Annotated in this window: 22 protein-coding genes; 14 read left to right on the forward strand and 8 right to left on the reverse strand. The window is 70.8% G+C overall.

The annotated features are described in order from the left end of the window. The first annotated feature begins 283 nt into the window (after positions 1–283). The 3 genes from KK087_RS08855 to KK087_RS08865 are packed head-to-tail and all read left to right on the forward strand — an operon-like array spanning position 284 to position 2831. The gene (locus KK087_RS08855; RefSeq protein ID WP_214564877.1) at positions 284–931 is read left to right on the forward strand and encodes a MerR family transcriptional regulator; all 648 of its coding nucleotides are present in this window, start codon (positions 284–286) and stop codon (positions 929–931) included. After that, positions 928–1890 carry an NAD-dependent epimerase/dehydratase family protein gene (locus KK087_RS08860; RefSeq protein ID WP_214564878.1) on the forward strand — a complete coding sequence of 321 codons (963 nt, stop codon included), beginning with the start codon at positions 928–930 and terminating at the stop codon, positions 1888–1890. Before KK087_RS08855 ends, KK087_RS08860 begins: the two co-directional genes overlap by 4 nt. Beyond that, positions 1887–2831, forward strand: a complete 945-nt coding sequence (locus KK087_RS08865) for a hypothetical protein (RefSeq protein ID WP_307860010.1) — start codon at positions 1887–1889, stop codon at positions 2829–2831. Before KK087_RS08860 ends, KK087_RS08865 begins: the two co-directional genes overlap by 4 nt. A 35-nt stretch (positions 2832–2866) precedes the next feature. On the opposite strand, the gene KK087_RS08870 is transcribed toward KK087_RS08865, so the two are convergent. Next, complete coding sequence (locus tag KK087_RS08870; RefSeq protein ID WP_214530065.1) at positions 2867–3433, reverse strand: TetR/AcrR family transcriptional regulator; 567 nt, start codon at positions 3431–3433, stop codon at positions 2867–2869. Between the two features lie 78 nt (positions 3434–3511). Between KK087_RS08870 and KK087_RS08875 the strand changes: the two genes are divergently transcribed. The 5 genes from KK087_RS08875 (at position 3512) to KK087_RS08895 (ending at position 9199) form a co-directional block, all read left to right on the forward strand. Next, a complete protein-coding gene (locus tag KK087_RS08875; RefSeq protein WP_214564879.1) occupies positions 3512–4447 on the forward strand; it encodes a ketopantoate reductase family protein in 936 nt (311 codons plus the stop codon). Positions 4448–4563: 116 nt separating this feature from the next. Further along, entirely contained in the window at positions 4564–5736 is a 1173-nt protein-coding gene (locus tag KK087_RS08880; RefSeq protein WP_214530067.1) for an ROK family transcriptional regulator, read from the forward strand. 187 nt (positions 5737–5923) lie between these two features. After that, positions 5924–7039, forward strand: coding sequence for a sugar ABC transporter substrate-binding protein (locus KK087_RS08885; RefSeq protein WP_214564880.1), 1116 nt, complete (start codon positions 5924–5926; stop codon positions 7037–7039). A gap of 130 nt (positions 7040–7169) precedes the next feature. Further along, positions 7170–7934, forward strand: coding sequence for an ATP-binding cassette domain-containing protein (locus KK087_RS08890; protein WP_214530125.1), 765 nt, complete (start codon positions 7170–7172; stop codon positions 7932–7934). Further along, positions 7931–9199, forward strand: coding sequence for a sugar ABC transporter permease (locus KK087_RS08895; protein WP_214564881.1), 1269 nt, complete (start codon positions 7931–7933; stop codon positions 9197–9199). The genes KK087_RS08890 and KK087_RS08895 overlap by 4 nt, the downstream gene beginning before the upstream one ends. 188 nt (positions 9200–9387) lie before the next feature. Here KK087_RS08895 and KK087_RS08900 read toward each other — a convergent pair whose 3' ends face one another. Then, positions 9388–10395: an SPFH domain-containing protein gene (locus tag KK087_RS08900; RefSeq protein ID WP_250893128.1), complete on the reverse strand. Its 1008-nt coding sequence runs from the start codon at positions 10393–10395 to the stop codon at positions 9388–9390. Positions 10396–10652: 257 nt separating this feature from the next. Continuing rightward, complete coding sequence (locus KK087_RS08905) at positions 10653–11519, reverse strand: SMP-30/gluconolactonase/LRE family protein (RefSeq protein ID WP_214564882.1); 867 nt, start codon at positions 11517–11519, stop codon at positions 10653–10655. Between the two features lie 44 nt (positions 11520–11563). Between KK087_RS08905 and KK087_RS08910 the strand changes: the two genes are divergently transcribed. After that, positions 11564–12595, forward strand: coding sequence for an LLM class flavin-dependent oxidoreductase (locus KK087_RS08910; RefSeq protein ID WP_214564883.1), 1032 nt, complete (start codon positions 11564–11566; stop codon positions 12593–12595). 101 nt (positions 12596–12696) lie between these two features. Here KK087_RS08910 and KK087_RS08915 read toward each other — a convergent pair whose 3' ends face one another. From KK087_RS08915 to KK087_RS08930, 4 genes are all read right to left on the reverse strand, one after another. Continuing rightward, positions 12697–13911, reverse strand: a complete 1215-nt coding sequence (locus tag KK087_RS08915; protein WP_214530073.1) for a glycosyltransferase family protein — start codon at positions 13909–13911, stop codon at positions 12697–12699. Then, positions 13908–14720 (reverse strand): HAD-IIB family hydrolase, encoded by an 813-nt coding sequence (locus KK087_RS08920; protein ID WP_214564884.1) that lies wholly within the window; start codon positions 14718–14720, stop codon positions 13908–13910. The genes KK087_RS08915 and KK087_RS08920 overlap by 4 nt, the downstream gene beginning before the upstream one ends. Before the next feature lie 185 nt (positions 14721–14905). Beyond that, complete coding sequence (locus KK087_RS08925; RefSeq protein ID WP_214564885.1) at positions 14906–15598, reverse strand: SDR family NAD(P)-dependent oxidoreductase; 693 nt, start codon at positions 15596–15598, stop codon at positions 14906–14908. A gap of 26 nt (positions 15599–15624) precedes the next feature. Further along, positions 15625–15948: a putative quinol monooxygenase gene (locus KK087_RS08930; protein WP_214530077.1), complete on the reverse strand. Its 324-nt coding sequence runs from the start codon at positions 15946–15948 to the stop codon at positions 15625–15627. Between the two features lie 110 nt (positions 15949–16058). Here KK087_RS08930 and KK087_RS08935 point away from each other — a divergent pair, with 110 nt between their 5' ends. Next, positions 16059–16919 (forward strand): helix-turn-helix transcriptional regulator, encoded by an 861-nt coding sequence (locus KK087_RS08935; RefSeq protein ID WP_214564886.1) that lies wholly within the window; start codon positions 16059–16061, stop codon positions 16917–16919. Between the two features lie 29 nt (positions 16920–16948). Here the strand turns inward: KK087_RS08935 and KK087_RS08940 are convergent, their stop codons facing one another. Further along, positions 16949–17335, reverse strand: a complete 387-nt coding sequence (locus KK087_RS08940) for a MerR family transcriptional regulator (RefSeq protein ID WP_307860011.1) — start codon at positions 17333–17335, stop codon at positions 16949–16951. A 213-nt stretch (positions 17336–17548) separates the two neighbouring features. Between KK087_RS08940 and KK087_RS08945 the strand changes: the two genes are divergently transcribed. The 4 genes from KK087_RS08945 (at position 17549) to KK087_RS08960 (ending at position 21379) form a co-directional block, all read left to right on the forward strand. After that, entirely contained in the window at positions 17549–19066 is a 1518-nt protein-coding gene (locus KK087_RS08945; protein ID WP_214564887.1) for a SulP family inorganic anion transporter, read from the forward strand. 122 nt (positions 19067–19188) lie between these two features. After that, the gene (locus tag KK087_RS08950) at positions 19189–19899 is read left to right on the forward strand and encodes an NADPH-dependent F420 reductase (RefSeq protein ID WP_214564888.1); all 711 of its coding nucleotides are present in this window, start codon (positions 19189–19191) and stop codon (positions 19897–19899) included. Between the two features lie 135 nt (positions 19900–20034). Next, positions 20035–20574, forward strand: a complete 540-nt coding sequence (locus KK087_RS08955) for an RNA polymerase sigma factor (RefSeq protein WP_083389453.1) — start codon at positions 20035–20037, stop codon at positions 20572–20574. Positions 20575–20599: 25 nt separating this feature from the next. Then, positions 20600–21379 (forward strand): hypothetical protein, encoded by a 780-nt coding sequence (locus tag KK087_RS08960; protein ID WP_214564889.1) that lies wholly within the window; start codon positions 20600–20602, stop codon positions 21377–21379. Positions 21380–21394: the final 15 nt, after the last annotated feature.

Raw genomic sequence — 21394 nt, forward strand, 5'->3', positions numbered from 1 at the left:
CGGATCTGCGTCGACCACGTCGGGCGGACAGCTCGATGAGCTGCCGGCAGCCGCACCCGGGGAAGGGGCGCGGCGCATCGACCGGGGACGTGGTGCTCGACCTGCTGGGAGCGGCAAGTGCAGGAGACGAATCCCTGCGAGCAGGGACCGGCCGACGGCCGGTCGTGCTGCTTCGCTGAGTATGACATGCCAGCGGCCCGCGTGCGGGTTCGCGCACATGCACCGGTGGACTGCCAGGTTCGTGCTCTTGTGGTCCGCACATGGATAGCGTTACTCTCCGATAGTGCGCGTATCCGAACTTGCCCGAGCGGCGTCCACGCCGGTCACCGCCGTCAAGTACTACCAACGCGAAGGCCTCCTGCCCCCTGGCGAGAAGTCGGCGCCGAACCAGACCGCCTACGACGACCGGCACGTCGAACGGGTCCGGCTCGTGCGGGCGCTCCTGGAGACCGGCGGGCTCTCGGTTGCCGTCACGAAGCAGGTCCTGGCCGTCCTCGACGCCGAGGCCGCACCGCTGGCCGAGGTCTTCGCCGTCGCCCAGTACGCGATGACCACCCCGCGGTCACCCGAGTCCGAAGCGACCCCGGAGGCCCGTGCCCGTATCGAGGAACGGGTGTCGGCCGCCGACTGGTGCGCGACGTCGGACAACCCCGGACTCGAGACCGCGGCTCGCGCGCTCGACGGCCTGCGCACCATCGGGTTCGACGCCCCGGACGACTACCTCGACGCCTACGTGTCGGCAGCGGCGAGCGCGGCACGTGCCGACGTCGCCGCGCTGCAGGACCGCGACGGCCGGACCGCGATGGCGGAGCTGATGGTGATCGGCACCGTCCTCGGCGATCCGCTCTTCGCGGGCCTGCGGCGCCTGGCGCAGCAGGACGCCACCCACGACCTGTTCCCGGTCAGCACCACGGACGAGGCCGGCGCATGAGCGCTCCGGTGCACGTCGTCCTGGGCGGCAACGGTGTCGTCGGGCGCGAGACGCTCCGAGCCCTCCGCGAGCACGACGTCGCCGCCGTGTCCGTCGGCCGGCGCCCGTCGACACCAGCAACGGCAGGCAACAACGAGAGCGAGAGCGCCAACGCCACCGCCGACCACGTCATCGCCGACCTGCTCGACCCCACCGCCGTCCGCCGCGCACTGCACGGAGCCGGCGTCGCGTACCTCGTCGCCGGACTGCCGTACTCGTCGACGATCTGGGCCGACCAGTGGCCGAGGATCATCGACAACACCGTCGAGGCAGCCCTGGCCGAGGGCACCCACCTGGTGTACCTCGACAACGTCTACGCCTACGGCCGCGTCACCGGGCCGATGACCGAGGACACCCCGATCAACCCCTCCGGCCGGAAGGGTGCCGTGCGCGCGGCCGCCCTCGAGCGGCTCCGAGTCGCGTCCGACCGCGGACTGGCCGTCACCATCGGTCGGAGCGCCGACTTCACCGGCCCAGGGGCGACGACGAGCGTCTTCAACGGCTTCGTCCTCGACCGGATCACCGCCGGCAAGCGCCCGACCTGGCTGCTCGACGCCGACCAGCCGCACTCCCTCACCGCGACGACCGACATCGGGGACGCGCTCGTGGTCCTCGGCACCGACGAGCGCGCGAAGGGCCGCACCTGGCACCTGCCGACCGCCCCGGCGCTGACCGGCCGGCAGTACGTCGAGCTCGCCGGGGTCCCGGCGGCCCGCACCGCCGTGATGTCGTCGGCGACACTGCGCTTCGGTGCGCTGTTCAACGTCTCCGCCCGCGAGACGCTCGAACTGCGGTACCAGTACACCGAGCCGTACGTGTTCGACTCGTCGGCGTTCGAGCGGACCTTCGGCCTGCACCCGACACCCACCGCCGACGTCGTGGCGGCTGCCCTGTTGCACGCCCGGAGCGTGGTCCGGTGATCGCCGCAGTGCGCCGCGCGGTGGCGTGGCACCCGGCACTGATGGCCGTGGCCGGCCTGATGCTCGTGTCCACCGCGATCTGCCTCGTCGGACTCGTCGTGGATCCCCGGACCGTCCTGGGGGCGCCGGCGTGGACGAAGCCCCTGAAGTTCTCACTCTCGATCCTGCTCTACGCCGTCACCTGGGCATGGCTCATCGCCCACCTGCCGAAGTGGCGGACGCTGGCGCGACGACTCGGCACCGTGGTGGCCGTGGCCCTGGTGGTGGAACAGGTGCTCATCGTCTGGGCCGCCGCGACCGGCACCACGAGTCACTTCAACGTGTCGAACAGCGTGCACGTCGTCGTCTGGGGCGTGATGGCGACGGCGATCACGACGCTGTACCTCTGCACGTTCATCACCTCGATCGCGCTCTTCTTCCTGCGGCTGCCCACCCCCGCGCTGACGGTCGCCGTCCGTGCCGGTGCCGTCATCGCCCTCGGCGGCATCGGTGTGGCGTTCCTCATGACCGGCCCGACCCCCACCCAGCTCGCCGCCCCGGACGGGATCGTCGGCGCCCACACGGTCGGGATCGCCGATGGCGGCCCCGGGGTACCGCTGCTCGGGTGGAGCACCGTCGGGGGCGACTACCGGGTCGCCCACTTCATCGGCATGCACGCCCTGCAGGTGCTCCCACTGGTGGCACTCGTCCTCGCCGCCGCGGGTCGACGCCTGCCGTGGCTGGCCCAGCCGATCACGCAGGTGCGGATCGTGGTCGTCGTCGCCGTCGCGTGGGCAGCGGGTACCGTGCTCCTCACCGTGCAGGCCGCGGTCGGACAGTCGGTGGTCCACCCCGCCGGCATGGTCGCCACCGTCGCGTGGGCGCTCGTCCTGCTGGCCGCGGCTGGCACCGCGGCCGTGCTGCTCCGCGCCCGCAGCACTGCGGGCACACGACTGCGCTGACGGACCGCCGACGCGGCCGCGCCGGCGGTCGTGCCTCAGCGGACCCGGAGCCCCCGGGAGATCAGGTCGGCGGCGACTCGGGCGTCCGCCGCCCACCCGGGGCGGTCGATCCCGGCCCCGATGCCGTGGAGCAGCATGAGCACGGTCCCGGGGGCGACGTCGGCCCGGATCGTGCCGTCAGCGGTCGCGCGCGCCATCAGCTCGGCGAGCGTGCGCTCCAGTTCGCCCCCGCCCTCGGCCTGCGTGGTGGCGTCGACGACGGCGGCCAGGGTGCGCGCGAGTGCCGCGTGGTCGACCACGTACTCCACGAACCCGCGCAGGAAGTCGTCGAGGCCCTCACCCGCGGGGCGTGTCGAGTCACGAGCGCGCCGGCAGAGCGCCTCGACCTCGCCCCGGTAGACCGCTGCCGCCAGGGCTTCACGCGTCGGGAAGTGTCGGTACAGGGTGCCGACGCCGACTCCCGCGCGTCCGGCGAAGTCGTCGAACCGGAGCTGTTCGTCGCGCTCGAACGCCGTCCGCGCCGCGGCGACGATCGCGTCGCGGTTCCGGCGGGCGTCGGCGCGCAACGGCTTCTCGGCAGGCAGCGGCTTCTCGACCGGCACGGGAACTCCTTGACAAGTGGAAACAATCTCCATATCTTCCAAGTGGAGATCGTCTCCAGACTAGCGGACAGGTGCCTGATGCGGATCCTCATGCTCGGACGGGGCGTCGTCGCGACGATCTACGGCCAGGCCCTCCAGCAGTCCGGGCACCACGTCGACCACCTGGTGCGGCCCGGCCGCGCTGCCGAGTACGGCGACACCGTGCAGACCGATGTCATCGACGGCCGCCGCGGTCCCCTGGGGCGGCGGGCCCGATCGACGTCGACCACGCGACTGCTCGAGTCGATCGGGACGGACGACGCGTACGACCTCGTCGTCCTCAGCGTGGGCCACCACCGGTTGCAGGAGGCCGTGGCCACCCTCGCACCGTGCATCGGCGACGCCACCGTGCTGGTCCTCGGCAACGTGTGGGACGAGCCCCTCGCCGCGGTCGCCCCGCTCACCGCGGACCGGGTGCTGTTCGGGTTCCCGGGTGCCGGCGGCGGGTTCGACGCCGACGGGGTCCTGCACGGTGCCGTCCTCCGGTCGATCCGGCTCGGGACGACCGGCGCGGCTCCGGACCGGCGGGAGCTGGTGCGGTCGGTGTTCCAGCGGGCGGGATTCACCGTGCAGGACGAGGACGACATCCGTGGCTGGCTGTGGCTGCACTTCGTGCTCGACGCCGGCATGTTCTCCGCGGCGCTGCGCAGCGGCGGCATGGCGACGATGATCGGGGATCGGCACGCGCTCCGCGACGCGTTCCTGACCGGCCGGGAGCTCCTCCCGGTCCTCGAGGCGCGGGGCGTCGACCTCTCCCGACACCGCTCCTCGACGCTGCCCGTCCGACGGCCGGTGACGACGGCGACCCTCGTCGCCGCGGCCACGGCACTGGTGCCGATCGCCCGCGCGAGCCTCGCGGCACACGACGATCCCGCCGCCGCCGAACCCCTGGCGGTCCTCGAGGACGTCCGCCGCACCGCCGGCGCGTTGGGCATCCCGACCCCGCGCCTCGACCGGACCGCGCGACGCGTCTGACGGCGACTGCGGGCCGTGGACGTGGCCGGGCACGGACTGGAGGCCCGTCACCAGCTGGCACCGTGCCTCCAGTCCGTCACGGCGAGCGTTCCGGACCCGCCCGTTACGCTGTCCCCGTGTCAGAGCCGCGCCGCAGTCCGGGGAACCAAGCTTCACTGCGTGAAGCCAACCGGGGCCGGGTCGTCAGCGCGGTGAAGCGTCACGGCGGGCTGACGCAGGTCGAGCTCGCCGGCGTCACCGGCCTCTCCCCCGCCACCGTCTCGAACATCGTCAAGGAACTCGTCGCGACCGGTGCCCTGCACGCGACGCCGAGCACCTCGAGCGGCCGACGGGCGCTCCGCGTGACCCTGCCGCACGGCCTCGGGCTCGTCGCCGGGGTGCACGTCTCCCCGCGGCACCTGCGGCTGGCACTGTCGGACCTCAACGGCACCGTCCTGGCCGAGCGGCACATGCCCCTGGCGCGGGACCACCGGGCGGACGCCGAGCTCGACAAGACCGCGCTGCTCGTGCTGGACATGGTGGAGTCCATCGAGTCGTCGATGGACGAGGTCCTCTCCGTCGGCCTCGCCGTCGCCGCCCCGATCGACGCCCGGACCGGGATGACGGCGCGCGGCGGGATCCTGCGCGGCTGGGACGGCATCCCGCTCGGCCGGTCCCTCGCCCGCCGGATGGACAAGCCCGTGCAGGTCGACAACTCCGCCAACCTCGCCGCCCTGGCCGAACACCGCAGCGGGGCGGCCCGTGGCCGCGACACCGTCGTGACGCTCGACGTCGGGAACGGCGTCGGCGCCGGACTCGTGCTCGGCGGACACCTGTTCCGCGGGCACCACGGCATCGCCGGCGAGTTCGGGCACACCCCCGTGCTGCCGAACGGGCCCCTGTGCCGGTGCGGCAACCGCGGCTGCCTCGAAGCGGTCGCCGGAGCGCCCGCCGTGCTCGAGGGCGTCCGCGACGAGGTCGGCACCCTGAAGCTGGCGGACCTGATCCTCCGGGCGATGGGCGGCGACCAGGTGTGCATGCGGGCGGTCGCCGACGCGGGGCGGGCGATCGGCTCCGCGGCGGTGGGGCTCTGCAACGTCCTCGACCCCGAGCGGGTCGTGGTCACGGGCGAGTTCGCGCGTGCCGGGGAACTCCTGCTCGGTCCGATGCGGCACGCCCTCGAGTCGTCGTTGATCGTGGACGTCGACGGCACGCCGGACGTGGTGCAGGGGCAGCTCGGTGAGAAGGCCGCGGTGACCGGCGCGCTGGCGCTGGCGATCGAAGCCGTGGACGTGACGCGCGCACGCTAGGCGAAGCCGACTCGGGCCGTGCCGGCCGGGCCGCTCCACGCCGTGCCCGCCGAGCCGCCCCGCGCCCGCCGGATAACGTTTTCGTCACGGCCCGCGGTCCTTGTGTTCAACTCTTGCAGCCAAGAACGCTCGCTGTCACACTCAGGGCACCGCCGATGGGGGCGGTCCACTGTTGGAGGACGTTTCAATGAAGAAATCCACCACACGAGCCATGCTGGGCGTCAGCGCCCTGCTGCTCGCGATCACCACCCTGGCGGGCTGTTCCAACGGCGCGGACGCCGGGACCGGTTCCGGCGGAGGCGGCGGAGACGCGTCGAAGGCCAAGATCGGCCTGCTCCTGCCCGACTCCGTCACCGCCCGCTACGCCAGCGCCGACCGTCCGCTCTTCACCGCCGAGGTGAAGCGCCAGTGCAGCGGCTGCTCGGTCATCTACGCGAACGCCGACGGCGACGCGTCGAAGCAGCTGCAGCAGGCCCAGTCGATGCTCACGCAGGGCGTCAAGGTGCTGGTCCTCGACCCGTTCGACGGCGAGGCAGCAGCGTCCATCGTCCAGCAGGCGAAGGCCAAGAAGGTGCCGGTCATCTCCTACGACCGGCTCATCAACAGCCCCGACCTGAGCTACTACATCTCGTTCGACAACGAGAAGGTCGGTGAGCTCCAGGGCCAGGCCCTCGTCGACGCCCTCAAGGCGAAGAAGGTGCCGGAGGGCTCGGGCATCATCATGGTGAACGGCTCCCCGACCGACAACAACGCGTCGCAGTTCAAGAAGGGTGCGCACTCGGTCATCGACGACAGCGGGTACGAGGTGCTCGCCGAGTACGACACCCCCGGATGGGACCCCGCCAAGGCACAGGACTGGGCAGCCGGCCAGATCAGCAAGCTCGGCAAGGACAAGATCGCCGGCGTCTACGCGGCGAACGACGACACCGGCGGCGGCGTCATCGCGGCCCTGAAGTCGGCCGGCGTCACCGAGCTCCCGCCCGTCACCGGGCAGGACGCCTCGCTCGCGGGCATCCAGCGGATCCTCGCCGGTGAGCAGTACATGACCGTCTACAAGGCCTTCAAGCCCGAGGCGTCGAAGGCCGCCGACCTCGCGATCCAGTTCGCGAAGGGCGAGACCCCGAAGGGCGACACGACCGTCGACACCGCCGGGGGCGCCAGCGTCCAGTCGACCCTGCTCGACCCGGTCGCCGTCACCACGGACAACGTCCAGTCGACGGTGGTCGAGGACGGCCTGTACGAGGTGTCGAAGATCTGCACCGCGCAGTACGAGGCAGCCTGCGACAGCGCCGGCATCAAGTAGGTCCGACCCCCCTCTGCCCGCCCGGTCCGACTGCGGACCGGGCGGGCCTCACCGATCGAGGACGACACCCGTGAGCACGACACCCGTGAGCAACGCGTCACCAGCAGCACACCCCTCCGCCGAACCGGTGATGTCCCTGCGCGGGATCACCAAGCGGTTCGGCGCCGTCCAGGCCCTCAGCGAGATCGACTTCGACGTGTACCCGGGCGAGGTGGTCGCCATCGTCGGGGACAACGGCGCCGGCAAGTCGACGTTCGTGAAGATCCTCGCCGGGGTCTACACGCCGGACGGCGGCACGATCACGTTCGGCGGCGACGAGGTCACCGTCCCGAACCCCGCGGCGGCGCAGACGCTCGGCATCGCCACCGTCTTCCAGGACCTCGCCCTCGCCGACAACCTCGACGTGGTCTCGAACCTGTTCCTCGGCCGTGAGATCGCCCACCCGTTCCTCGACGAAGAGGAGATGGAGCGCCGCTCGTGGGAGCTCCTCCAGCAGCTCGCCGCCCGGATCCCGTCGGTACGGATCCCGATCGCGTCGCTGTCCGGTGGGCAGCGGCAGACCGTGGCCATCGCCCGCTCGCTGATCGGCGACCCGCAGGTGGTCGTCCTCGACGAGCCGACCGCCGCACTCGGTGTCGCGCAGACCGCCGAGGTCCTCAACCTCGTCGAACGCCTGCGCGAGCGCGGTCTCGGCGTCGTCCTCATCAGCCACAACCTCGCGGACGTCCAGGCCGTCGCCGACCGGGTCGCGGTCCTGCGGCTCGGTCGCAACAACGGCACGTTCCGCATCGACGACGTCTCCTACGAGGAGATCATCGCGGCCATCACCGGCGCCACCGACAACGCGGTCACCCGTCGCGCCGCCGCCCGGACCGAGCAGGAGACCTCCGCATGAGCAAGACCGACGAGACCCTCACCGCAGCGACCCCGACGCCCTCAGCCGCGGACCTGCAGGACGAGCGGCTCCTGCGTGACCAGGGGATCGGTGGCGCGGCGAAGGCGTTCGTCCGACGGGTCCGCGGCGGTGACATCGGCTCGCTGCCCGTGGTCGTCGGGCTGGTCGTCATCTGGGCGGTGTTCCAGGCGCTCTCCCCCGACTTCCTGTCCCCGGGCAACCTGGTCAACCTCGCCCTGCAGTGTGCCGCGGTCGGCACCATCGCGATCGGCATCGTGCTCGTGCTGCTGCTCGGCGAGATCGACCTGTCCGTCGGCAGCGTCAGCGGGCTCTCCGCCGCGATCCTCGGCCAGGGGCTCACCACGCTCGGCTGGCCGCTGTGGCTCGTGATCACCGTCGCCCTCGCCGTCGGGGCCGCCGCCGGTCTGCTCTACGGTCTGCTGTTCACCCGCTTCGGGGTGCCGAGCTTCGTCATCACGCTCGCCGGACTGCTCGGGTTCCTCGGCCTGCAGCTGCTCATCCTCGGGCCGAACGGCTCGATCAACCTGCCGTACGACTCGCCGATCGTGCAGTTCGCCTCGGCCTCGTACCTGCCGCCGTGGCTGGCGTACCTGCTCGCCGTCCTGGCCGCCGGCGGGCTGTTCTTCACCGAGATGCGCCGCGCCGCTCGCCGTCGCCGCGCCGGCCTGTCCACCGGTGCGGTGTCCCTGACCATCGTGAAGTCCGTCGCGCTGTTCCTCGGCCTCGCCCTGATGGTCTGGTACCTGTCGCGCGACTTCGGCACCGGCACCTCGTTCGTGTTCTTCGTCGTGCTGGTCGTGCTGATGAACTTCGTGCTCAAGCGCACCCGGTGGGGCCGTTCGGTCTTCGCCGTCGGTGGCAACGTCGAAGCCGCTCGACGCTCGGGCATCCGGGTGAACCGCATCTACATCTCGGTGTTCATGCTCACCTCGCTCTTCGCCACGGTCGGCGGGATCCTCGCGGCCGCCCGCCTCAACTCGGCGAGCCTGTCGTCCGGCGCCGGTGACACGAACCTCAACGCGATCGCCGCAGCCGTCATCGGCGGGACCAGCCTGTTCGGTGGCCGAGGCAGCGCCTGGTCGGCGCTGCTCGGCATCATCGTGATCCAGTCGATCTCGAACGGGCTCACCCTGCTGAGCCTCGACTCGTCGATCCGCTACATGATCACGGGCGCGGTCCTGCTGCTGGCCGTCATCATCGACTCGCTCTCGCGGCGCAGCCGCGCCAGTCACGGCGCAGCCTGAGCGGGGCCCTGGACCCCGCCACGCGGACGGACAGGAGGCACGGTGTCAGCTGGCACCGTGCCTCCCGTCCGTCTCGGCGAGCGTCTCAGGTTCGGAAGACGCCGTCGTGTTCCCTCGACGCCGCCCCGTGCGCGAGACGCCGCCGAAAACTGAGGCGTCTCGCCGAATGGGCGGCGTCTCGGCGAGCGTTACTTGCTCTTCGAGCCAGAGGTCCCCGGCAGGCTGAGGATGTTGTCCGTGCCCTGCGGCACGACGATCAGCGAGCCGTTGTCGCCGGCGCTCTTGAGGGCCTCGATCTCCCGCTGCTTGAGGGCGGCGTCGGAGAGCGGGTGCTCGTTGAGGACCTCGTTGGCGTCGGCCTGACCCTGCGCCTCGGCGACCTGCTGCTGTGCCTGCACCTTCTTCGCATCCAGGAGCGCGCGCTCCTTCGTGACCTGGATCTGCGCCTGCTGCGCCGTGGCGTAGGCGTCGATGACCGACTTCGGCGGGGTGATCTCCTGCAGGGCGAAGTTGTCGACGTGCACGCCCGAGCCCTTCCAGCGCGTCTCGAGTGCCTGGATCATCGCCTTCTCGACCGTGCCCCGCTTGGTGATCAGCTCGATGGTCGTGAAGTCGTTCGGGACCTGCCGGACGACGCTGCGCACCGAGTTGCCGATGAACTGCGTCTTGAAGTTCTCCTCGGTCTTGTACGACCGGTAGATGTCGGTGACCGACTTCGCGTCGATGCTGTACTGCAGGTTGAGGCTGACGTTCGAGGAGACGCCGTCCTGGTCCTGCACCGTGACGAACGGGCCGGAGCGCACGTTGCCGTTGTTGTCCGAGTCGGAGCCGTTCACCGCGTTGATGTAGGTGACGGTCTGGTTCCGGATGTTGAACGTGTGCAGCGTGGCCCACGGCGCCTTGAAGTGGAACCCGGAGTCCGTGGTCTGCCCGACGATGTTGCCGGAGATGTCCACCTGGACCTTCGACTCACCGGTGTCCTGGGCGTACAGGGTGCTGCCGAGCGTGAGCCCGACGAACAGGACTCCGGCCGCGGCTGCGGTCCACGTGGCGATGCGGTTCGGGCGACGGGTGGGGACTGCGGGGCGTGCCTCTCGGCCCGGCGTGGCGGGCCGCCCGGGGGTGGTGTAGGTCCGTGTCCGGAAGAAGAGCGCGACGAGCGCGATGACGAGGAAGACGATGGCGGCGACGAACATGACGATCACTCCTGGATGCTTGTCCGTCGAGTCTGCCGTACCGGGAGGGGTGCGGGTGACGCGGGTGCGCGGGGTGGCGGGCGTGTCCCCCTGTCGCCTGGTGCGAGGTTGTACGCCTGGTGTGACCCTGCCGCCTCGCACCAGGCGTACAACCTCGCACCGAGCGGACGCGCGTCGACGCCGAGCCGCTTGCCCGGCCGCGGGTGTCAGACGTTAGTACTCGGCGCGACGCGTGGCCTCGGCGAGGTCGCTCGCGTTCACCACCCCGGCACCTCGACCCGCACCGAACTGATCCGACCGGCGCGCGTCGTCGCCGTCACGGCCGGGTCGTAGCTGTCGGCGGTCGCCAGGTAGAGGGTGCGACCGTCCTCGCCACCGAGCGCACAGTCGATCGCGCACTCCCCGGGGGCGTCGATGCGGTCCGTCACCTCGCCGCCCTCGACGACCCGCAGGAACTCCCCCGTGTCGACCGAGCAGACCCAGATCGCGCCGTCACGGTCGACGGTGCTGCCGTCCGGGGTCACACCGCCGGGCAGGGCTGCCCACTCGCGCCGCCCGGTCAGCGAACCGTCGTCCTCGATGTCGAACGCGGTGAGCCGGCCGCCCCACGTCTCGCTGACCACCAGGGTCCGGGTGCCGGGCAGGATGTTGGCGCTGTTCGGGAACACCAGGCCCTCGGCCGCGAGGCGGACGGAGCCGTCGGGATCGATCACGTAGAGCGGGCCGGGTCGCAGTTCCTCGCCCGCGTACAGGTCGTAGCCGAAGGCACCGATGTAGGTCCGGCCGGTCTGGGCATCGACGACCAGGTCGTTCACGAGCGACGACTCGCTCGTGGACAGGTCGGCGAACACCGAGGTGCTGCCGTCCGGCTCGACGGCGACGACCGTGCGGGACTCCATCGAGCTGATGATGAGCCGTCCGTCGGCCAGCCACCCGAGTCCCGACGACTGCCCCGCGACCGTGGCTTCGAGCCGGGGGCCGTCGGTCGAGGAAGGGTCGACCGAGAAGACCTCACCGGTGTGCATGTCCGAGTACCAGAGCCGTCCGTCGTGCCAGCGGTTCCCCTCCGGGAACCGGATGCCGGAGATGACGATGTCGGTCGCGGAAGCCAGGGTGATGTGCACGGATCCACCCTGCCATCCACCCGATGGTCTGGCACGATCGACCCATGCCCCTCGACGGAACTCCCCTGCAACGTCTCGGTTTCCTGACGATCGGGTCGTTCGACCCCGCCCGACCGTCGGAGGGCCACGAGGACACCCTGCGGGTGATCGAGCGCGCCGAGGCCCTGGGCTTCGACAGCGCCTGGCTCCGCCACCGACACCTGCAGCACGGCATCTCCTCCCCCGTCGCGGTGCTCGCCGCCGCCTCGCAGCGCACCTCGCGCATCGACCTCGGCACCGCCGTCACCCCGCTCGGCGCGGAGAACCCCTTCCGGCTGGCGGAGGACCTCAGCACGGTCGACGTCCTGCTCGGCGGCCGCCTGAACCCGGGCTTCTCGGTCGGCACGCCGATGCACTTCGACCTGTACCGCGACGCGATCTACCCCGACACCCTGGAGCACGAGGACCTCGGCAACGACCGGCTCCTGCGCTTCCGTGACCTGGTGCGCGGTGACCCGGTGACGGCCACCGAGACCGTCGAACGCCGCGGCATCGAGGAGTTCGCGAGCACCGTCCAGCCGCACAGCGCCGGCCTGGTCGACCGGATCTGGTACGGCACCGGCAGCACGAAGTCGGCCGTCTGGGCGGGTGAGAACGGCTTCCACCTGCTCACCTCGAGCGTCACCCGCAGCGAGGTCGGCACCGACTTCGCCACGAACCAGCGCGCCCAGATCGACGCCTACCTCGCCGTCCACCCCGACCCCGCTGCCGCCCGCGTCTCGCAGGGCCTGGTCGTCATCCCGACCGACACCGCGACCGCCGAGCAAGAGGCCCGCTACCGTGCCTACGTCGACAGCCGCTCGGGTCGCGTCGGCGTGCCGATGGGGCCCGCCGGGATGCTCTTCGCCGCCGACCTGGTGGGCACGTCGGCCGAGATCGCGGATCGCCTCCGCGCAGACGTCGGCTACCAGGCGGTCACCGAGGTCGCCTTCGCACTCCCGTTCTCGTTCGAGCCCGACGACTACGCGCAGATCATCACGGACATCGCCGAACGGCTGGGTCCGGAACTCGGCTGGACGCCGCAGGGCGCGGCCTGAGAACGGCGCCAGACCGACGGACGGGAGGCACGGGGCCAGCTGGCACCGTGCCTCCCGTCCGCAGTTGACTCGCGCCCAGGGCGCGCGCTCTGGGCGCCGGATCAGTCCTGCTGGTCTGCCTCCACCGCATCCCTTAGCCGGTCGAGCACGTCCGGCACCGCCGAGCGCACCCGGCTCCAACTCGGGATGAACGGCTTGTCGTTCGGCCGCGCCGTGAAGGCACCGCCGGCGTCGAGGATCGCCTTGGTGAAGAGCTCCACCGCAGCCTCTTCAGCGTGCTGGTCGAACGCGAGCCCGCTCATCTCGGCCTCGTGCCGGTAGACCTCGACGATGTCGAGCGCGTTCCGGTAGTAGGTCGCCTTGAGCACCCGGAACGAGTCGGACGTGAGCGGGACCCCCATCGTCGCGAGCTTCCGGAGCAGCGACTGCACGATGTCGTTGCCCATCCGGGCGAGGCCACCGGTACCGTCGGCCTCGGCGAGGGGCTGGTGCTTGTGGTCGTACGCGTCGGCGATCTCCACCTGGCACACCTGCCGGGTCGCGTAGTCGCGGTAGACCTCGGAGAGCATGCCGATCTCGAGCCCCCAGTCGCCGGGGATCTTCAGGCCGTTGAGCACGTGCGCGCGCATCGCGAACTCGCCGGACAGCGGGTACCGGAAGCTGCTGAGGTACTCCAGGTACTCGGACTCCCCGTAGACCTGGCGGAGCGACCGGAGCAGCGGGCCGACGAGCAGCCGTGCGGCGCGACCGTTGATGCGGCCGTCGGCGACCCGGGCGTAGTAGCCCTTCGAGAACTCGTAGTCGAACGCGGGGTTGGCGACCGGGTAGAACAGCCGGGCGAGCATGCCGCGGTCGTACGTGGTGATGTCGCAGTCGTGCAGGGCGATGCAGTCCGCTCGCTCCGACGCCAGGGCGTACCCGGTGCAGTACCAGACGTTCCGTCCCTTGCCGGGCTCCCCCGGTGCCAGTCCCGCGCGCTCCAGCTCGGCGTCCAGCTCGCGCAGCCGCGGCCCGTCGTTCCACAGGATCCGGTGCCGCTGCGGCAGCCGCGAGAAGAACTCGCGGGCGTGCTCGAACTGGGACCGGTCGGCCCGGTCGAGCCCGATCACGATCTCGCTGAGCCAGTCGGCCTCGGCCAGCTCGTCGACGATCCGCGACAGCGCCGGGCGCTCGAGCTCGGAGTACAGCGCCGGCAGGATCAGGCTCATCGGCCGCTTCTCGGCGAAGCCCCGCAGGTCCTCCTCGAGGCTCGCGGTGCTGCGGCGACCGAGGTCGTGGAACGTCGTGATGACGCCGTTCTGGTGGAAGTCGCTCATCGGTGGCTCCTGACGGACGGGGTGGTGAAGTGGGCGATGCCCTCGGTCCAGCCCTCCGGGCCGGAGGCGGTGGTGCGGTGCACGCGTTCGGGGCGGTCGTCGGCCAGCGGCCCAGGTGCCGGACCGTGTCCGCGGACGACGACCGCGACGTCGACGGCGTCGAGCAGCGCGGTGTCGTTCGGGCCGTCACCGAGGCCGATGGTGCGCGGTACCGTTCCCGTCCGGCGCTCGTGGTCGGCGATGAGCATCCGGACCGCCGTGCCCTTGTCGCGCCCCGCCGGCAACACGTGCCAGAACCGTCCGCCCCGCACCAGGTCGAGGCCGACCGCGGCGAGCGCCGCGCGGAACGCGTCCGCCCGGTCGTCGTCCCCGGCGTGCCAGAGCAGCACTTCCGACGCCTCGCGTGCCCGGGCCGCGCCCGCAGCTGCGACGTCGAGCCCGGTCCAGTCTGCGACGGTCTCGTCGGTCGCGCCCGAGAACGTCGAGAAGCCCAGGTCGAGTGCGGTGCGGATGCGGCCGAGCGCCGCGTGCAGCCGGCCGACGTCACCGTCGGACGGCCCCGCGAGCGCACGACCGCCGGGAGCGACCACGACCGCGCCGTTCTCCGCGACGAACGCGTGCCCGTCGAGCCCGGTGCGGGCCTGCAGCGCCGTGATCTCGGCACGCGTCTTGCTGCTGCAGAACACCACGGGGACGTCGTCCACCCGCAGCTGTTCCAGCATCGGCAGGGCCGCGTCGAACGAGTAGTCGTGGTGGTCGAGGAACGTCCCGTCGAGGTCCGTGACGATCATCAGGTCGGGTGTTGGCATCGTGCTCCGCTGGCGGCTGGCTGGGCTGCGGGCGACGACGCCCCGGACCACCCTGCCACGCGCATGCGTCGGTTGGGTGAACAAGCCTGCGTCGGTCGCGCGAGGTGACCAGCGGACGGACTGGAGGCACGGCGCCAGCTGGCACCGTGCCTCCAGTCCGTCACGGCGCGGGGACCGCCGCGCGGTCACCAGGGCAGGGCGCCCTCGCGATCCGTGACGGTGCCGGTCGGTGTGTCGGCGCCGAGGGTCGCGACCCTGACGGCCGCGTCCGCGCCCTCCTCGACGGTGTGCCCGAGGTGACCGGTGAACTCGGTCGCGGTCTGGCCGGGGTCCACCGCGTTGAAGCGGACGTCCGGCGTCGTCTTCGCGTACTGCATCGTCAGCATCGTGACCGCGGTCTTCGACGACCCGTAGGCCGCGAGCGGGTACTGCGACTCGACGCGTTCGGGGTCGTGGATCATCGTGAACGACCCGAGGCCGCTCGTCACGTTGATGACCGAGGGCGCAGCGGACCGCCGGAGGACCGGCAGGAACGTGTTCGTCACACGGACGACGCCGAAGACGTTCGTCTCGTAGACGGCGCGCAGCTGGTCGACGGTCATGTCCTCGGGTGCGGTGACGTCTCCGAGGATGCCGGCGTTGTTGATGAGCACGTCGAGGTGCCCCGCCTGGTCACCGATCGTCGCGACGGCCGCGGCGACGGAGGCATCGTCCGTGACGTCGAGCTGCACGAACGAGGTGCCGAGTTCGTCGGCGGCTCGCCGACCGCGATCCGTGTCGCGGGCGCCGATCCACACGGTGTGCCCGGCCGCGATCAGTCGCCGGGCGGTTTCTCGGCCGATGCCCTTGTTGCCGCCGGTGATGAGGGTGTTCGTCATGGTTCTCCCCCGGAGTTCGGTCGGTCTCAGCGGGCGGGACGGAAGGGACGCAGGAGCGTGATGCCGTCTTCGATCGACCCGTCGATCAGCTCGAGCATCTGCGGCACGAGCTCCTGCATGCGCGGTGCCCCGAGGTGCGCGTCGAGGTGTTCCCGGCTCTCCCATCGTTCGTAGATGACGAACGCACCGGGCTCACCGTCGACCTCGTGTGCCTCGTAGTCGATGTTCCCGGCGTCGTTGCGTGACGGCGTGACGGCAGCGGTGATGAACGTCTTGAGGTCGTCTTCCCGTCCGGCCTTGGCCTTCGTCTCCCAGATGACGGTGACGTACCCGTTCGCTGTAGCGGTCATTTCGCGGTCCTCTCGTGGTGGTGAGGTGACCAGCGTGCGACGCTGCGGGATCTCCAGCCACGGAAGGACAGTCCTACCCACCGGCGGGTCCACTCGCGGAGAATGGTCGGGTGTCCACAGACCAGGTCGAAGCCCTCGGCGATCTCCTCCGATCGTGGCGGGGCCGGCTGACCCCCGAGGACGTCGGGATGGAGTCGCACGGTCGGCGCAGGACGGCGGGACTCCGCCGTGAGGAACTCGCGCAGCTCGCCGGTGTCAGCGCCGACTACGTGATGCGGCTGGAGCAGGGCCGCTCCCGGACCCCCTCGGCCCAGGTCGTCCAGGCGCTCGCTCGTGCGCTCCAGCTCGACCGTGCCGAGACGGACCTGTTCCACCGCGCGGCCGGACTGGCGTCACCCCGGACGGGTGTGGTGTCCCGCCACATCCCGCCCGGAGTCCAGCGCATGCTGGTCCGGATGGGTGACCTGCCGCTGGCCGTGTTCGCCGCCGACTGGACCCTGTTGCACTCCACGCCGCTCTGGCAGGCCCTGTTCGACGCGCCGTCCGTTCGCAGGGACCCCGAACAGAACCTGATCGTGCAGACCTTCATCGACAACAGCGTCGCCGAGATCGCGACCGCGCACGGCGGGCCGGAACCGTTCGAACGCGCGCTCGTCGCCGACCTCCGGCGCACGGCGGGGAACCTCGGAGCGGACGCCGGGTTCCGGGCGTTCATCGGTCGACTCCGCAACGAGAGCGAACGCTTCGCCGCGTACTGGGACGAAGGACGAGCCGCGGCCCACCAGTCGCTCGTGAAGACGGTCCACAACCCGATCGTCGGGGACGTGGTCCTGGACTGCGACGTCGTCACCGTGCCCGACTCCGACATCAAGCTCGTCGTCTACTCCACGCCCGAGAGCGGCCCCGACGCCGACAAGCTCGACTTCCTGCGGGTGCGAGCTGTCCGGACAGCGGACGTCGTCGGTCGTTGACGACGAGTACTGCGGGCCGTGCCAGCGAGTCAGTGCCGACGCAGGATGCCGAGGAACTCGTCGGCCCACTCGAGGTTCCGGGCGAGCTTCGCCCGGCGCTCCTCGGTGTCCACGACGTACGCGTCGAACTGCGCCTGCAGCCGGTCGCGCTCGACGCCGTCCGCCACCTGGAGCCCGTCGAGGATGCCGAGGAGCTCGGCCATCTGCTCGAGGGAGTAGCCGAGGGGCTTCATCCGGCGGATGACGAGCAGGCGTTGCAGGTCGTCGTCGGAGTACAGCCGGAAGCCACCCTCGGTCCGTCCGGTGGGGTGGAGCAGCCCGACGTCGTCGTAGTGCCGCACAGTCCGGATGGAGAGCCCGGTCCGGTCGGCGAGTTCACCGATCCGCATCGTCGATGCTCCTGCCGCATCCGTCACTGCTGACCCCTTCCGCCCGGTTGCCCGGTCCCGACCGATCGTACCGATGCTTGCGCAGCAACCCTTCCGTTGCGTTAGAGTCGGACACGACCAACTCTTCCGTCGCGGAAGGTTCGGGTCCCTGGCCGCACTCGGTCAGTGCGCGCGACGAAGCGCCCCACGACATTCCCCCCGCGGACGCCGAGCGTCCGAATCCCTCAGCGAAGGAGAACCGTGACGACCGTCACGCCCGCACCGGCTCCGGTGCACGCAAGCCCCACCGTCCTGTCCGCCCTGCGGAACCCGAAGATCCTGCTCCGCGAGGTCCTCGCCGGCCTCGTCGTGGCCCTCGCACTGATCCCGGAAGCGATCTCGTTCTCGATCATCGCGGGCGTCGATCCCCGCGTCGGGCTGTTCTCGGCGTTCGTGATGGCCGTGGTCGTCTCGTTCGTCGGCGGACGTGCCGCGATGATCACCGGCGCCACCGGAGCCATCGCGCTCGTCGTCGCCCCCGTGGTCAAGGAGCACGGCTTGGACTACCTGATCGCCACCGTCCTGCTCGGCGGCGTCTTCCAGCTCGTCCTCGGTGGGCTCGGCGCGGCCAAGCTGATGCGCTTCGTTCCGAGGTCGGTGATGGTCGGGTTCGTCAACGCCCTCGCGATCCTGATCTTCACCGCGCAGCTGCCGAACATCATCGGCGTCGACTGGCTCGTCTGGCCGATCGGCGCCGTCGGCATCGCGATCATCGTGCTGCTGCCCCGTGTCACCAAGGCCATCCCGGCGCCCCTCGTCGCCATCGTCGTCCTGACACTCGTCACCGTGCTGGCCCCGATCGCCATCCCCACCGTGGGCGACGAGGGCAAGCTCCCGGACAGCCTGCCGACCCTGTTCATCCCGAACGTCCCACTCACGCTCGAGACGCTGGCGATCATCGCCCCCTACGCCCTCGCGATGGCCCTGGTCGGCCTGCTCGAGTCGCTGATGACGGCGAAGCTCGTCGACGAGGTCACCGACACCGGCTCCCGCAAGACCCGCGAAGCCCTCGGGCAGGGGGTGGCGAACATCGCTTCCGGCCTGTTCGGCGGCATGGGCGGCTGCGCGATGATCGGCCAGACGATGATCAACGTGAAGGCGTCGGGCGCCCGTACCCGGATCTCGACGTTCCTGTCCGGGGTCTTCCTGCTCGTGCTCGTGGTCGGGCTCGGCGACGTGGTCGCGATCATCCCGATGGCCGCGCTCGTCGCCGTGATGGTCATGGTCTCCGTCGGCACCTTCGACTGGCACAGCATCAAGCCGTCCACACTGCGGCGCATGCCAGTCGGTGAGACGGTCGTCATGGTCCTCACCGTCGTCATCGTCGTCGCGACCGACAACCTGGCCATCGGCGTGATCATCGGCGTCGTCGCCGCGATGATCGTCTTCGCACGCCGCGTTTCCCACTTCACCAACGTGTCGCGGAGCATCGAGACGCTCAGCACCGGTGAGCAGCACGCGCTCTACACGGTCGAGGGCGAACTCTTCTTCGCGTCGAGCAACGACCTCACCACGCAGTTCGACTACGTCGACGACCCCGACCTGGTCGTCATCGACATGACCGGATCGCACATCTGGGACGCCTCCACCGTCGCCGCGCTCGACGCCATCGAGACGAAGTACCAGCAGCACGGCAAGCGGGTCGAGATCGCCGGCATGAACGAGGCCAGCCAGGCCTTCCACGGCCGCCTCGCCGGGAACCTCGGCGCCGGTCACTGATCCCCCCTACGTCACGTGACGGAAGACATCGGGGTCGAGCCGATCGACGATGGACCGAGGGCGGCAGGACCGCGGTGCGACCTGTGCCGCACGTCGCCCCACGACACGGCAGGAGCGTCGCCATGACAGTCATCGCAGTGATCGGCACCGGCAAGGTGGGAGCGGGGTTCGCGCAGGCGGCCGTCGCCGCTGGCCACAGTGTCGTCCTCGCCAACTCGCGCGGCCCGGAGAGCCTGTCCGAGATCGTGGCCGCACTCGGTGAGCGGGCATCCGCGGACACCGTGATCGGGGCTGCGGAGCAGGCGGACATGCTGCTGCTCGCCGTCCCGCTGCACCGGTACGACCAGCTCCCGCCTGCTGCGCTCGACGGCCGGATCGTCATGGACGCGGGCAACTACTACACCGACTGGTCCGGGCGCATCGAAGCGCTCGACGACGAGTCGACCACCACGTCGGAACTCCTGCAGGCTTCGTTCCCGGCCGCTCGTGTGGTGAAGGCGTTCAACAGCATCTACGCCGAGGAGATCGCCACGGACGCACGTCCGGGCGGAGGACCCCGGCGAGCGCTGCCCGTCGCGAGCGACGACGCCGCAGCCAAGGACACCGTCAGCGAGCTCATCCGGAGCATCGGCTTCGACGTCGTGGACGCCGGTCCGCTCCGCGAGGGCTGGAGGTTCCAACGCGGAACGCCGGCGTACGTCGTCCCGCTGACCGCCACCGAACTCGTGGGGGCACTGGCCGACGCACGCCGCTACCGGGACATGGAGGCGGACGACGTCGTCTCGCGTCGGACGCACCGGATGCCGCACGCCGAGACGGAGACGGACCGCTGACGCAACCGGGCGACGCGATGGCACCCCTGCAACCGCCGACTCCGGGGTGTCCCCTCGGCCACACGACACGCCCGACGGCGACCCCTCTGTGAGGATGTCCCCTCCGTGCACACTGCGCAAGTGAAGGGGGTGGACATGAACCGATCAGCCGAGCCGGACAGCGCGCTCGTGGCGGCAGCAGCGCGCGGCGACCGCAGTGCGGTCACCGCGTTGTTCGACCGTCACGCCGAGACCATGACCCGGTACACGTGGGCACTGGTCACGCGGCGCATGGACGTCGAGGAGATCGTGCAGGACGCGTTCCTGACCCTGTGGCAGAAGGCCGACACCGTGGAGGTCCCCGGGGAGTCACTCCTGCCGTGGCTGCTCGTCGTGTGCCGGAACCACGCCGCGAACTTGCGGCGACAGCAGCGGCGGCACGAGGGTGTCGACCTGCCCGACGAGCTCGCAGCGCCCGAACCGGACGACGACGCCCGCGAACGGCTGCGGTGGGTCCGCGCCGAGATCGACGCGCTCGCACCACTCGATCGCCAGGTGTGCGAGCTCTGCCTCATCGAGGGCCGCTCCTACGCCGAGGCCGCCGACCTGCTCGGCATGAGCGTCGGCGCCGTCACCCAGCGCGTGTGGCGGTCCCGTGCACGGATCAAGAAGGCGGTGACGAACGATGAACGATGAACGACGAACCGACCACGGGTCCCCGATGAGCAACGAGCCGCCCGGAGGCGACGAGATGCAGCGGATGCTCGCCGGCATGCGGCAGCAGGTTGTCACGGGCATGCACGACAAGCCCCGCCCGGCCGCCAAACACCGTCGCGTCGGCCTCATCGTGGCGCTGATCGGCGTGCTCGGCATCGGCACCGCGAGCGGTTCGGTGGCGCTCGGACTCGTTCCGACGCCCTTCGCCGCAGCACCGGCACCCGTGCCGTCTTCTGCACCGCCGACACCGGCACCGACCGGGTCACCGTCACCGTCCGCGGCCCGCATCACGCCGACCCCCGCGCCAGCCGACACCACGGCGACGATCCCAGGGGCGTGCACCGACGCCGTGCCGGCCGCCGATGCTCCGCGCTTGTTCGGTTCGCTGGAGATCACCCAGTTCCGCCCCCAGGTACCGGGCGGAAGGACCGACTACTACATCGACCCCGAGATCCCGTTCAAGGAGGACGCGGAGCTGGTCTGTTCCTGGACACCGGGCGGTACCTCCGAGGGCGACGAGGGGCTGTTCCTCGAGATGGGTACGGCAGACCGCGCCGTCCTCCAGGCTCGGCTGCAGGCCCTCGCCGGCAAGGACTGGACCTGCACCGACACGCTCGGCGGACGTTCCTGCCAGCACACCGAGACGTCGATGTACTACTCGGATCAGGTGGAGACGACGCACACGTTCTTCGTGCGCGGCGACACCTGGGTCTCGATCACGCAGTCGAACGTCCCGACCGACGGCCTCCTGAAGGCGCTCGTCCAGCAGACCTGGACGGACTGACCGACGGACTGGAGG

It is taken from the genome of Curtobacterium aurantiacum, assembly GCF_018598555.1.
Lineage (GTDB): Bacteria > Actinomycetota > Actinomycetes > Actinomycetales > Microbacteriaceae > Curtobacterium > Curtobacterium aurantiacum.

Coding starts and splice junctions, on each gene's coding strand:
- KK087_RS08910 (WP_214564883.1), top strand. CDS start 11,564: ATGCCCCTCGACGGAACTCCCCTGCAACGTCTCGGTTTCCTGACGATC.
- KK087_RS08925 (WP_214564885.1), bottom strand. CDS start 15,598: ATGACGAACACCCTCATCACCGGCGGCAACAAGGGCATCGGCCGAGAA.
- KK087_RS08920 (WP_214564884.1), bottom strand. CDS start 14,720: ATGCCAACACCCGACCTGATGATCGTCACGGACCTCGACGGGACGTTC.
- KK087_RS08895 (WP_214564881.1), top strand. CDS start 7,931: ATGAGCAAGACCGACGAGACCCTCACCGCAGCGACCCCGACGCCCTCA.
- KK087_RS08860 (WP_214564878.1), top strand. CDS start 928: ATGAGCGCTCCGGTGCACGTCGTCCTGGGCGGCAACGGTGTCGTCGGG.
- KK087_RS08915 (WP_214530073.1), bottom strand. CDS start 13,911: ATGAGCGACTTCCACCAGAACGGCGTCATCACGACGTTCCACGACCTC.
- KK087_RS08900 (WP_250893128.1), bottom strand. CDS start 10,395: ATGTTCGTCGCCGCCATCGTCTTCCTCGTCATCGCGCTCGTCGCGCTC.
- KK087_RS08885 (WP_214564880.1), top strand. CDS start 5,924: ATGAAGAAATCCACCACACGAGCCATGCTGGGCGTCAGCGCCCTGCTG.
- KK087_RS08960 (WP_214564889.1), top strand. CDS start 20,600: ATGAGCAACGAGCCGCCCGGAGGCGACGAGATGCAGCGGATGCTCGCC.
- KK087_RS08930 (WP_214530077.1), bottom strand. CDS start 15,948: ATGACCGCTACAGCGAACGGGTACGTCACCGTCATCTGGGAGACGAAG.
- KK087_RS08890 (WP_214530125.1), top strand. CDS start 7,170: ATGTCCCTGCGCGGGATCACCAAGCGGTTCGGCGCCGTCCAGGCCCTC.
- KK087_RS08955 (WP_083389453.1), top strand. CDS start 20,035: ATGAACCGATCAGCCGAGCCGGACAGCGCGCTCGTGGCGGCAGCAGCG.
- KK087_RS08950 (WP_214564888.1), top strand. CDS start 19,189: ATGACAGTCATCGCAGTGATCGGCACCGGCAAGGTGGGAGCGGGGTTC.
- KK087_RS08875 (WP_214564879.1), top strand. CDS start 3,512: ATGCGGATCCTCATGCTCGGACGGGGCGTCGTCGCGACGATCTACGGC.